This window comes from Pseudoalteromonas sp. ESRF-bin5 (assembly GCF_002632075.1).
Taxonomy (GTDB): domain Bacteria; phylum Pseudomonadota; class Gammaproteobacteria; order Enterobacterales; family Alteromonadaceae; genus Pseudoalteromonas; species Pseudoalteromonas marina.
In genome coordinates, this window is the sequence record NZ_NTLW01000038.1 from 1 (window position 1) to 12466 (window position 12466).

Sequence of the window (12466 nt, forward strand, 5' to 3'; positions counted from 1 at the left end):
GGGTTGCTCCTAGTACGAGAGGACCGGAGTGAACGAACCGCTGGTGTTCGGGTTGTCATGCCAATGGCATTGCCCGGTAGCTACGTTCGGAACTGATAAGCGCTGAAAGCATCTAAGCGCGAAGCAGGCCTCGAGATGAGTTCTCACTAGACTTTTAAAGTCTCTGAAGGGCCGTTGAAGACTACAACGTTGATAGGCAAGATGTGGAAGTGGTGTGAGCCATTAAGCTAACTTGTACTAATTACCCGTGAGGCTTAACCATACAACGCCAAACGCGTTTTATGTGACAGTTAAGGCAGAAGTTAATATAACTAAAGTAGATATTACTGACAGAAAGACTTAAAAAATATTATCAGATATTTTCCAAATTCAGTTAGTGCGTAGGAATACGGATTAACGCCCAAATTTGCTTGGTGACAATAGCGTTTTGGACCCACCTGACTCCATGCCGAACTCAGTAGTGAAACGAAACAGCGCCGATGATAGTGTAGCATTTGCTATGTGAAAGTAGGACATTACCAGGCTTCAAATAAGAAAAACCCGTTACAGCAATGTGACGGGTTTTTTGCTATCTGGGGTTTAGTAAAATAGCCTAGAGGCCCTGCCGAACTCAGTATTTGTATTCCTATACATCAAACAAAACAGTTCGAAGGCGAACCCCGACCAATGATAGTATCCCATTTGCTATGTGACTCTCTACCGCTTTGGGCACCACGACATTAACAGGCTTCAAATTGTACAAAGCCCGACTAGCAATAGTCGGGCTTTTTTACGTCTGCAGGAAAGTGATATTCAATATTATCTTCTATAAAGCGTAGCGTCTGTTGAGCGAAGCGCCTCTTTGTGGACAGCGTTTTGGTTATTAGTAGCGCACCGACTTCAAATAAGAAAAACCCGTTGCAGCAATGTGACGTTTATTTGCTGTCTGGGGTTTAAAAAACGAACCTTCAACACCTAGGTCGGGCGAGCAAAGCGACACCCGACACTAAAAAACATTGATTATAATTATAGTGTTCTTATTTCATGAGCAGGGTTACCAGCAACAACAGTATCCGCCTCTACATTTTTAGTTACTACCGATCCCGCACCAATAACAGCATTATCGCCAATGGTAACGCCAGCTAATACAATAACTCCCGCGCCAATCCACACGTTATTACCCACTGTGATGGGGGATGCAAAGTTTTCTTTATTGAGTCGCAGTGTAGGGTTAACAGCATGGGATACCGCTAGTAATTGAACATTGGGGCCTATTAAGCAGTCATCACCGATGGTAATTGCCCCCTCACTAATTGGAGCATCTAATACCGTACAGTTAATGTTTATGAAGCTACGATCACCAATAGTTATTTGATTACCATAATCGCAATGAAAACCTGATTCTATAATTACCCCTTCACCGGATTGAGCGAAGAGCTCTTTAATGCGTTTTAAATTGCCTTTACTCGGGCTTTTATTAAAGAGTCGGCATATTTCGCCAGTTTGCTTTCGTAGCGCTAATAGCGTTTTATCTAAGCTGTTAAATGACTGCATTAAGGCTTCTTTGATTGATTAACTGATCCTAGCGCTATTTTACCTTTATTATTCCTTGTTGAAAGCTGCTTTATTTTTGCTCGTTCACTTGCCATTTAACTAGTTTCGTTTAGAATTACATATCTTTCGAAACGAAACTTAATTTACGAGCTTTATGACTAAACGAAACACACAGCAACGCCGTCATTTAATACTTACTCAGGTAAATGAGCTAGGTGAAGTGGCTGTTGAAAAGCTCGCTGAGCAGTTTCAAACATCTGAAGTAACCATTCGAAAGGATTTAACTGCGCTTGAAAAAAGCGGCTTGTTACTGCGCCGTTATGGTGGAGCTATTGCACTGCCTAAAGAAATCGTTACCGACGAAATAGACTCTAAACGCAAAGTAGCAATAGCTAAGGCTGCGGCAGCACTCATAAAAGATCATAACCGCATTATTATTGATAGCGGGCGCACTACGGCCGCTATGATCCCAGAGCTTGCAAATAAGCGAGGGTTAGTTGTAATGACCAACGCGATTAAAGTGGCGAGCCGTTTACTATCACTTGAAAACGAGCCAACACTTTTAATGACCGGTGGTACATGGGATCCACATTCTGAGTCGTTTCAGGGGCAAGTTGCCGAAAACGTATTATGCTCTTATGACTTTGATCAGCTATTTATTGGTGCAGATGGCATAGATGTAAAGCGCGGCACGACTACCTTTAATGAGTTAGTTGGCTTAAGCCAAGTTATGGCAAAGGCCGCCCGCGAAGTAATCGTTATGGTTGAATCAGATAAGATTGGCCGAAAAATACCAAATTTAGAATTACCGTGGAAAATAGTAACCACTTTAATAACCGATAGTGGCTTAGCAGATGATAAACGCAAAGCGATTGAGGCGTGTGGTGTAAAACTAATTTGTGCAGATATTATTGATTAGTAACTACAAAGTGAGTTACTAGAATTAAAAAATTAATGGAGACACTATGTGTGGAATAGTTGGGGCAGTTGCAGAACGTCCAGTAAACAAAATTTTAGTTGAAGGCCTAAAGCGTCTTGAATACCGTGGTTACGACTCAGCAGGCGTAGCATTGCTTGATGGCAACACACTTAATACTGTAAAAGCAGTCGGTAAAGTAGTTAACGTAGAAGCTGCACTTGAGAAAGCAGGCGTTAGCGGCCATACAGGTATTGCACACACTCGCTGGGCAACACACGGTAGCGTTACTGAAGAAAACGCTCACCCGCACGTATCAAACAACCAGCTAGCACTCGTGCATAACGGTATTATTGAAAACCACGCAAGCCTACGCGCATCGCTTAAAGAAGAAGGCTACGAGTTCCTATCTGAAACAGATACCGAAGTAATGGTGCACTTAATTCATAAGCTTCGTAAGCAACACACTACGTTACTTGCATCTGTTCAAGCAGCGGTTAAGCAATTTGAAGGTGCGTTTGGTACTGTTGTATTTGATAAAGCAAACGACAACGAAATCATCGTAGCGCGCTCAGGTAGCCCGCTTGTTATTGGTTTAGGCCTTGGCGAAAACTTTATTGCCTCTGATCAGTTAGCACTACTACCTGTTACTCGTAGTTTCATATTTTTAGAAGAAGGCGACGTAGCCCGCATTACACGTGACACTGTTGAAATTTTTGATGAAAATGGCGACGCTGTAGAGCGTGAAGTTATTGAATCAAATATCACGCAAGATGCGTCAGGCAAAGGCGACTACCGCCACTACATGCTAAAAGAAATTTACGAGCAACCACTTGCGGTACGCAATACCCTTGAAGGGCGTTTAAACGACGACCGCGTAGCAATTGACGCCTTTGGCGACAGCGCTCAGCAAATATTTAAAGATGTAAAACACGTACAAATTATTGCCTGTGGTACGTCATACCATTCAGGTATGGTTGCCCGTTACTGGCTTGAGCAATTTGCTGGCGTTAGCTGTAATGTTGAGATTGCCTCTGAGTTTAGATACCGCCAATCGTATGTACACGAAAACAGCCTACTTGTGACTATTTCACAATCGGGTGAAACAGCCGATACGCTAGCGGCATTACGCTTAGCTAAAGAGCAAGGTTACATGGCATCAATGACCATTTGTAACGTACCGGGTTCATCGCTTGTTCGCGAATCTGACCTTGCCTTTATGACTAAAGCCGGCGCTGAAATTGGTGTAGCTTCTACTAAAGCATTTACAACACAATTAGTTGGTTTGTTAATGCTTACTGCGTCTATAGCTCAAGAAAAACAGCTTGATCAAAGTGCCATTGTAAATGCTATAAAAGTACTTCCTGCTAAGCTTGAAGAAACATTACTGCTTGCTGATGGCATTGCAGATCTTGCAGAAGAATTTGCCGACAAACATCACTCACTGTTTTTAGGTCGTGGCTCGCAATACCCAATTGCAATGGAAGGTGCGCTTAAACTTAAAGAGATTTCGTACATTCACGCAGAAGCCTACGCAGCGGGCGAGCTAAAACATGGGCCACTTGCACTTATTGATGCTGACATGCCAATTATTGTTGTAGCACCAAACAATGAGCTATTAGAAAAGCTTAAATCAAACGTAGAAGAAGTACGCGCACGTGGCGGCATTATTTACGTATTCGCAGATAAAGATTCACACTTTGAGTCAGACGACACAATGCGTGTAATCAACGTAAACCACACTGACGACATTATTGCGCCAATTGTTTACACACTGCCATTACAGTTATTGTCGTACTACGTAGCGGTAATTAAAGGTACTGACGTTGACCAGCCACGTAACTTAGCTAAATCGGTTACGGTTGAGTAAAATCAATAAGTTATTGTTTGTTAGTTAAAACTAAAAAGGCGCTCAATGCGCCTTTTTTTGTACCTCAAAGCCTGTTAGATTAAATAACACACTATTTTATAAAGGATTAGTAATGCGTTTATTAGCCGTTATTTGTTTTGTTAGCTTTTTTGCTTTTAGTTCACAAAATGCCTTTGCACAATCTGGCACTAAACAGCAAAGTGTAGATTACTCTCAGTTCATGCACTCTATTAAATCGGCTGTTTTAAACGAAGAGCGTACTGTTGTAGTCCAGCTACCAAAGAACTACCAAGCTAACCCAAACAAAGTTTATCCGGTCATTTATCGCCTTGATGGCGCGGGTAACATACCGCTTATAAGTGCTGTGATGGAGCGCTTGCAAAATGATAATCGTGCGCCCGAGGTTATTATTGTCGCTATTGAAAACACCAATCGCTTAAGGGATTTATACCCCACAGTTAATAAAGAGCCACAAGGCCCGGTAGGTGAAGGCGGTGGTGCAGCAAAGTTTTTAGCATTTATTGAGCAAGAACTTATGCTCTTAATTAATAAAAGTTATCGTACGCATAATTATAATGTGATCGCAGGGGCCTCTGCAGCAGGCGTGTTTGCACTTTATACAATGCAAGCTAACCCAGATCTTTTCCAAGCGCATATTGCCTATAGCCCAGCGGTTTGGTGGAACTATGGTGCATCGGTAAAAGCAACTAAGGCGTTTATTAATACATCAAAAGACCTAAATAACTATGTTTACATTAATATAGGCGAAGAAGCAGGCATAATGCGTGAGCGATACAATGAACTTCAGCAAGCTTTGCAATCTAATAGCTTGCCAAATTTACGCTTCTTTAGTGACGCGTTTGATGGTGTCTCGCATAACCTGACTTCGGTTGCTGGTTCATTTAATGCCTATCACAACTTATTTTTGCCTAAACAAATGCCCATAAGTGCTTTAACTGACGATGTAACCTCTATTGATGCTTATTATCAAAGCTTATCTCAACAATGGGGGGAGCAGATTGCGCCATCGGATCGCGCTGTTAGATCACTCGGTTATAACTTAACGGGTAGCAAGCAGTTTACCCGCGCTATAGAGGTGTTTAAGTACAATATAAAAAACTATCCAAAATCAGTTGATGCGCTTTCTGCCCTATCTTATGGCTATGAAATGCAGGGTGATACTCGTCAAGCCCTTGCACAGATGGAGTCTGCTTTAGCAATTGCAGATGACTCATATCCATATATACATTACTTAAAAGAAACAAAAGCTAGATTACAAACGCAGCTAAGCAAAACGCAGTAATGTAAAAGAATAAAGCGCAGAAGGAGCCTGCGCTTACAGTTACCTTTACAACACGCAGCTGTTACCTATGAAAACATTTAAATCACTAATCCCTACTTAATAAGCGCTAAATACGCTAAAATTACAGGCTACATTTTTAGCAATGAGCCCGTAATATTCATGACCTCAGCAACAAGCCCTAGCACTTTTAACGAACTTGGCCTTATTCCAGAGCTACAAGCTCGTTTAACCGATTTGGAATATAGCCAACCTACGCCAATTCAAGCTAAGGCGATTCCAAGTGTACTGGCTGGTAGCGATTTAATTGCGGGTGCAAATACTGGCTCAGGTAAAACAGCAACGTTTGCTTTGCCTATGTTGCAAAAGTTATTTTTAGAGCAAGGCGCTAAAAAAACAGCGAGCAAAGGTAACTTTGTCACTGGGCTTATTTTGGTACCTACCCGTGAGCTGGCAGTGCAGGTGGCTGATAGCGTTAAATCGTATTCTGCTAACTTTAATGGCGCCATTAAAACGGTGGCGGTATTTGGTGGTGTATCGGTTAATACACAAATGCAGGCTCTACGTGGCGGCGCCGATATTATCGTGGCAACACCTGGCCGTTTACTCGATTTAATCTCAAGCAATGCGATTAAGCTCGATAAAGTAACGACCTTAGTGCTTGATGAAGCCGACCGCATGCTAAGCCTTGGCTTTACCGAAGAACTTGCTGAGTTATTAGCGTTAATGCCTGCTAAAAAACAAACAATGTTGTTTTCAGCAACCTTCCCAGAGCAAGTCACTCTATTAACGCAAGAGCTGTTAACTAACCCTGTTGAAATACAGGTTCAAAGCAAAGACGAAAGCACCTTAGTACAGCGCGTATTTACGGTTAATAAAGGCGAAAAAACTACGGTTTTAGCGCATTTAATTAAAGCGCATAAATGGCGCCAAGCGCTTATTTTTGTAAACGCTAAAAAAGACTGTGAGCACTTAGTGGGTAAGCTTGAAAAGCGTGGTATTAACGCACAGGTATTTCATGGTGATAAAGGCCAAAGTGAGCGTACTCGCGTAATTGAAAAATTTAAAGCGGGCGAAATAGAAGTACTTATTGCTACCGATATTGCAGCCCGTGGTTTAGATATTGCCAAACTGCCAGTTGTTATTAACTTTAACTTACCGCGTAGCCCCGCCGATTACATGCACCGTATTGGCCGAAGCGGCCGTGCTGGCGAAGTTGGCTTAGCGTTATCGTTGATTGATTATGAAGACTTTCATCACTTTAGAATAATCGAAAAGAAAAACAAACTTCGCTTAGAGCGTGAAGAAGTAACCGGTTTTGCAGTTAACCAAGCAAACCTTGATGCAGCTGATGCGCTTAAAAACGACAAGCCAATGGCAAAGCCAGAAGGCACAGGTAAGAAAAAGAAGAAAAACAAAGTTAACCCAGAAGATGATGCATGGAGTGGTTGGCGAAATCGTTCTAAGTAAGGTTTTATAGTAATTGCTTATAATTATCAGCATATTATATTTTTGAAAAGGCGCATTTGCGTCTTTTTTATTGTCTTTAATTTCTTGCTTTAACCGTGTATTTAGGTTTTTATAGGTTGCAAGTCACATTAAGTAGAGGCTTTTTGGAAATATAAAAATGGCATATGGATCATGTTTAATTGGTATAAAACCAATTATTACGTATTCATAGCAAATTAAAATATGCAGGGTATGTAATGGTAAAAACACAGAAAAATAAAGCTCCTAGTCATATAAGTAAACGGCGCAGAAATATTTCAATCCTACTATTGATAGGTGTTTGTTCGCTGCTAATTCGTGCACTAATGTCTTATAACTTTGACCGAACCGCTTTGCTCTACGTTGGCGTCCCTTTTTTTGTATCCGTTGCTTTACTATACATAGTTAAAAAACCTGAAAAACCAAGCTTAAATAGGTATTACGGACACTTAGTCTTGTGGTCGCTAATCGTTATGCTTGGCACGTCGGTTGTTTTGTTTGAAGGCTTTGTATGTGTGATCATGTTTATGCCAATTTACTTTGGCATATTATTTCTCATGTACTTATTTCAGCTTCTATCCTGCTATTTAAAGAGTAGAAACAAAGGGTCATATTACGCTCATATCTTACCTGTCGTTATTTTTTTAAGCGCATTTGAAGGTGTAGTGCCAAGTACTAGCTTTGAAAGAGAATATTCAATAACTAAAAATATAGTTATCAGCGCCACCCCAGAAGAAATAAAAAATAAGCTTATTGAGCCAATGCATTTAAATATAGAGCGTAATTGGCTGTTAAGTTTATTCCCTATGCCCAACAATATAGATGCAGGTACATTATCAGCAGGAGATGTACATAATATTGATTTTACTTATCATCGTTGGTTTGTAACAAATACCCACAAAGGGCATATGAAACTTGAGTTAACTCAAGTTGAAGATGACTATATTCGTACCACCTTTTTAGAAGATACAAGCTACATAAGTAATTATCTAAAGCTAAAAGGGACTGAAATCCGGTTTATAAAAGTAGATAATGAAAATACAAAAGTGATGCTGACTATTTATTATTATCGATTTTTAGATCCTGCTTGGTATTTTGGCCCAATACAAAAATATGCCATTGGGCAAACCGCAGATATGCTCTTAAGTGAATTATTTATTCCTGAAACAACTTAGGGCTGCAATGTATATTAATGAAAGAGTTATAACTAGTGAGCAAAGTAATGCTAGCGTCGGGGATGTAGTTTTATCTCCAATAAAGGTGTTATGGGTTGGCGGTATGCTATTAACTGCCGTTTTAGGTGGGTGGTATACATTTTCATTCAGTGCGCTGCTGGTATTTATTGCAACGACAAGTATCATTTTGTGTTTGGGACACTCATTGGGTATGCATCGCAGGCTTATACATAAGAGTTATCAATGCCCGCTTTGGCTTGAATACTTTTTTGTAAACTTAGGTGTCATTGTGGGTTTAGCTGGGCCAATTGGTATGATTAAAACCCATGATATGCGCGACTGGGCGCAGCGCCAAGCTGAGTGTCATGATTACTTTGGCCATAAGCAACCTATGTGGAAAGACTTTTTTTGGCAACTCTTTTACGATATTAGATTAACTAATTCACCTACATTTAATATAGAAACTAAGGTAATAGAAAGTCGAGTGTATAGGTGGATGGATAAAACATGGATGTTACAACAGATACCTTTAGCGTTTTTATTATTGTTGCTAGGAGGTATATCTTGGGTTATTTGGGGTATATGCGTGAGAGTAAGCATCTCAATTATAGGCCATTGGCTGATAGGTTACTTGGCACATAATATTGGTCAAAGGCATTGGCATGTAAACCAAGCGTGTATTCAAGGTTATAATGTCCCTTTTGCTGCATTGCTAACAATGGGGGAAAGTTATCATAATAACCACCATGCATTTCCTGGTTCAGCTAATCTTGCATTAGAAAAAGGTCAATTAGATGTTGGTTGGCTAGTACTTAAAAAGCTAGAAAAGCTAGGTTTAGTTTGGGACTTAATCCAACCCGAAAATCTCCCTGTGCGAAGCGAATTAAAAAGAATCGATTCCCAATATGAAAACTAATTCCTTTTTAAAGTTGTTATTATTACTTTGTGTATTAACTTGTTTTAAATTAAGTGCAAATACGCCTTACGAAATCCCTAGAAGTAGCGTTATTCAGCTAACAGAACCTTCTAGTAAGCGTGTTTACCCTGTTTTTATTCAGCTCCCAAAGTCATATAAAAATAAGCCAGGTAAAACATATCCAGTTATTTATTTAACCGATGCGCCGTATACCTTTCCTATAGTGGCAGGGGCTACACGGTTTCCTATGAATAGCGGCAAAATGCAGCAAGCAATTATTGTCGCCATTGGTTATGAAAAAGGGTCTATTGGATCTGCCAGTCGAATTAGAGACTACACACCTACCTTTGCAAAGGATTGGAAAAAACAAACAGGTAATGCACAAGGGCACATTAAGTTTATTAAAAGCACCGTGTTCCCTTATATTGAGCAAAACTACCGAGCAAGTCACACACAAAAAACCTACATAGGTAACTCGCTAGGCGGCTTATTTGGTGCCACTGTTTTATTTACAGAACCCTATTTATTTAGCCATTATATTATTGGTAGCCCGTCTGTTTGGTTTGATAGCAACGCAATCTTAGCGCTACAAGCAAATAAACCTAAAGTGACTACAAAGGTTTATATATCGGTGGGAGCAAAGGAAATCCCAGCTTTTGGTGAAGGGCAAAATATGGTTGAGGGTGCCAAGCTATTGGTACAAAAAATTAATGCACTTAACAGTAACAACATACAATTAAAAAATGTTGTTATTGAAGGGGCGAGCCATGCAACCGCATTTCCTACTACTGCAATACAAGGGCTTGATTGGGTGCTGGGAATAACACCGATCGACTCAAATATTTAATCATTCTAGCGTGCTAAATAGAGCGCTAACAGCGTTATAAATTTCTCATGTAGAACAACTACATGTCGATATTTATGCATTGTTATCACGCTATTTATCTGTCGCTATAAATGCCTAATAACTTAACACGATTGGTGCAGCCAATAAGCCCTAAAGGGCACTAAAAGCTTAAGCGCTTTCAAGTTCCTGTTTCCAGTTTACCAGCACTTCAATAAACTCTGGGCCTATACCACAGCAACCCCCAATAACAGTTGCACCCAGAGCGTGCCACTTCTTTGCAAAGCCTAGGTATTCTGAAGGTGAAATATCACGATACGCTTGCGATCCTTGATTGGCTTGGTAGTCGTGGGCAATAGGCGTAAAGCCGTTTGCAAAGGCGCCCAAAGCCACGGTCTTATTAAGCTTCGACAATACCTTATTAGTATCTATTAAGGCTTGTTCTATTACTTCAGGGATCGAGCAATTAAATAAAATACCTGCAACATTGTGATCAAGCAGTTCAGTTACGGCGTCAGTTACAAATTCGCCTGAGCGCAGGGTTGCTAGTTCGCTAACTTCATCATTTAAGGTAAATGCGTAATAGCATGGTTTGTTTGAATTTTTAAGTACGCTTGCCATTACTTGTGCTTCTTCAATGCTAGAAATAGTTTCGCCAATCCATAAATCTACATACTCGTTTTGTGCTTCATAAAGTGTATTTAAAATAGTAAAACCACGCTTACGTTCAAATAGCTCCGGGCGGTAAGAGCCAAATACCGGAGGAAGCGAACCTGCTACCAGTATATTTTTATTTGCACTTTGAGCCGTTTTTTTTGCAATGATTGCAGCTTGGTTAGCAAGCTCGGCACCCTGTGCATCATAAAGCGCTTCGCCTAAATGAAACGGTACACAGGCGTAACTATTTACAGTAATTACTTCAGCGCCAGCATCTATAAACCCAGAGTGTGCTTGAGTAACAAAGTGTGGCGCTTCTATAAGTGCCTGTGCACTCCAAAGAGGTTGAGTAAACGGAGCACCAATGCGTTTGAGTTCGCGGCCCATGCCACCATCTAAAATAATTACTTTTTTCATAATAAGCTTCCGCTGTTCTATACAATATGACGTCATTCAAGCATGTTTTGCTTAAAAATATAGTGAAACTTCATCAGGTTTAACATGAAAATAGCTCAATACTTTTTAATAGACACAAAAAAAGCGACTGCCTAGAGGAGTCGCTTACTTTTAAATAAGGATTAGCTTATTTGTAAAACGCTTCTACCTTGCCTTTTACTTTCATAAGCAATGGCTGACCGCGGCGATCTAACGCTTTAGGTGCTGCTACTTTAATCCAACCTTCGCTAATGCTGTATTCTTCAACGTCAAAACGTTCTTTGCCATTTAGTGTAATACCAATTTCATGTTCAAACACTTCTTCTACATAAAATTTGCTGCGCGGATTAATAGAAAGTTGATCTGGTAATTCAGGTTTGTTTGTATCAGTCATAATAGGGATCTGCATAGAATATATTGTGCGCTATTGTAGGCAATACAGGAGTTATGCTCAAGCAAGACTGAAATAAATGTTTGAAGGGGTTTTACTAATACTTATAAGAGGTAATTAAGGGGGTAATAAATGCGTTAAAAAACGCATTTATTTAAAACATGTTAAATGCTAACAATGTTCTCAGCTTGTGGGCCTTTTTGACCTTGAGTAACAGTAAACTGTACACGTTGGCCTTCAGCAAGGGTTTTAAAGCCGTCGCCAGAGATTGCGCTAAAATGTGCAAACACATCAGGGCCAGACTCTTGCTCGATAAAACCAAAACCTTTTGCTTCGTTAAACCATTTTACTGAACCAGTAGTTGTAGTAGACATAATATGTATCCTAAAAAATTAATATAAGTGTGCCTGAAAAGAGGCGATTGAGCCGGAAAAAATAGTTAACTTGAGGATAACGCGCAGGATTATTACTAAAACAACGGGGTACTAACAAATAAAACAAAACTTCTTTCAAACTAGTATTCAAAATGGGTTATTGCTAACCCATTTAATTGTTTAGCAATTAGATGCTAACAATGTTCTCAGCCTGTGGGCCTTTTTGACCTTGAGTAACAGTAAACTGCACACGTTGGCCTTCAGCAAGGGTTTTAAAACCGTCGCCAGAGATTGCGCTGAAATGTGCAAACACATCAGGGCCAGACTCTTGCTCGATAAAACCAAAACCTTTTGCTTCGTTAAACCATTTTACTGAACCAGTAGTTGTAGTAGACATAATATGTATCCTAAAAAATTAATATAAGTGTGCCTGAAAAGAGGCGATTGAGCCGGAAAAAATAGTTAACTTGAGGATAACGCGCAGGATTATTACTAAAACAACGGGGTACTAACAAATAAAACAAAACTTCTTTCAAACTAGTATTCAAAATGGGTTATTGCTAACCC

12 protein-coding genes and 2 rRNA genes are annotated in these 12466 nt (G+C 40.1%); 9 read left to right on the forward strand and 5 right to left on the reverse strand.

Translation table 11 applies throughout. The features are described 5' to 3' along the window. Together BCG07_RS00935 and rrf are read left to right on the forward strand one after the other, a co-directional pair. A 23S ribosomal RNA gene (locus tag BCG07_RS00935) occupies window positions 1-262 on the forward strand; the annotation flags it as partial. A gap of 147 nt (window positions 263-409) precedes the next feature. Next, a 5S ribosomal RNA gene (rrf, locus tag BCG07_RS00940) occupies window positions 410-524 on the forward strand. Window positions 525-1005: 481 nt separating this feature from the next. Here rrf and BCG07_RS00945 read toward each other — a convergent pair. Then, the gene (locus tag BCG07_RS00945; RefSeq protein WP_243532147.1) at window positions 1006-1533 is read right to left on the reverse strand and encodes a sugar O-acetyltransferase; all 528 of its coding nucleotides are present in this window, start codon (window positions 1531-1533) and stop codon (window positions 1006-1008) included. 154 nt (window positions 1534-1687) lie between these two features. Here BCG07_RS00945 and BCG07_RS00950 point away from each other — a divergent pair, with 154 nt between their 5' ends. The 7 genes from BCG07_RS00950 (at window position 1688) to BCG07_RS00980 (ending at window position 10045) form a co-directional block, all read left to right on the forward strand. Continuing rightward, window positions 1688-2452: a DeoR/GlpR family DNA-binding transcription regulator gene (locus BCG07_RS00950; protein ID WP_243532145.1), complete on the forward strand. Its 765-nt coding sequence runs from the start codon at window positions 1688-1690 to the stop codon at window positions 2450-2452. A gap of 46 nt (window positions 2453-2498) precedes the next feature. After that, the gene (gene glmS, locus BCG07_RS00955) at window positions 2499-4319 is read left to right on the forward strand and encodes a glutamine--fructose-6-phosphate transaminase (isomerizing) (RefSeq protein ID WP_243532143.1); all 1821 of its coding nucleotides are present in this window, start codon (window positions 2499-2501) and stop codon (window positions 4317-4319) included. Window positions 4320-4431: 112 nt separating this feature from the next. Continuing rightward, window positions 4432-5622, forward strand: a complete 1191-nt coding sequence (locus BCG07_RS00960; RefSeq protein ID WP_243532141.1) for an alpha/beta hydrolase-fold protein — start codon at window positions 4432-4434, stop codon at window positions 5620-5622. A gap of 159 nt (window positions 5623-5781) precedes the next feature. Then, window positions 5782-7089 (forward strand): DEAD/DEAH box helicase, encoded by a 1308-nt coding sequence (locus BCG07_RS00965; RefSeq protein ID WP_243532139.1) that lies wholly within the window; start codon window positions 5782-5784, stop codon window positions 7087-7089. Window positions 7090-7433: 344 nt separating this feature from the next. Further along, complete coding sequence (locus BCG07_RS00970; protein WP_243532137.1) at window positions 7434-8282, forward strand: hypothetical protein; 849 nt, start codon at window positions 7434-7436, stop codon at window positions 8280-8282. 103 nt (window positions 8283-8385) lie between these two features. Next, window positions 8386-9198, forward strand: coding sequence for an acyl-CoA desaturase (locus BCG07_RS00975; RefSeq protein ID WP_286888122.1), 813 nt, complete (start codon window positions 8386-8388; stop codon window positions 9196-9198). Then, window positions 9188-10045: an alpha/beta hydrolase gene (locus tag BCG07_RS00980; RefSeq protein ID WP_277053827.1), complete on the forward strand. Its 858-nt coding sequence runs from the start codon at window positions 9188-9190 to the stop codon at window positions 10043-10045. The genes BCG07_RS00975 and BCG07_RS00980 overlap by 11 nt, the downstream gene beginning before the upstream one ends. A gap of 168 nt (window positions 10046-10213) precedes the next feature. Here the strand turns inward: BCG07_RS00980 and BCG07_RS00985 are convergent, their stop codons facing one another. The 4 genes from BCG07_RS00985 to BCG07_RS01000 form a co-directional block, all read right to left on the reverse strand. Continuing rightward, window positions 10214-11116: a homocysteine S-methyltransferase family protein gene (locus BCG07_RS00985; protein WP_277053826.1), complete on the reverse strand. Its 903-nt coding sequence runs from the start codon at window positions 11114-11116 to the stop codon at window positions 10214-10216. A gap of 166 nt (window positions 11117-11282) precedes the next feature. Further along, complete coding sequence (locus BCG07_RS00990) at window positions 11283-11528, reverse strand: DUF3297 family protein (protein WP_006792550.1); 246 nt, start codon at window positions 11526-11528, stop codon at window positions 11283-11285. A gap of 161 nt (window positions 11529-11689) precedes the next feature. Further along, window positions 11690-11899: a cold-shock protein gene (locus BCG07_RS00995; RefSeq protein WP_006792549.1), complete on the reverse strand. Its 210-nt coding sequence runs from the start codon at window positions 11897-11899 to the stop codon at window positions 11690-11692. Window positions 11900-12086: 187 nt separating this feature from the next. Further along, a complete protein-coding gene (locus BCG07_RS01000) occupies window positions 12087-12296 on the reverse strand; it encodes a cold-shock protein (protein ID WP_006792549.1) in 210 nt (69 codons plus the stop codon). Window positions 12297-12466: the final 170 nt, after the last annotated feature.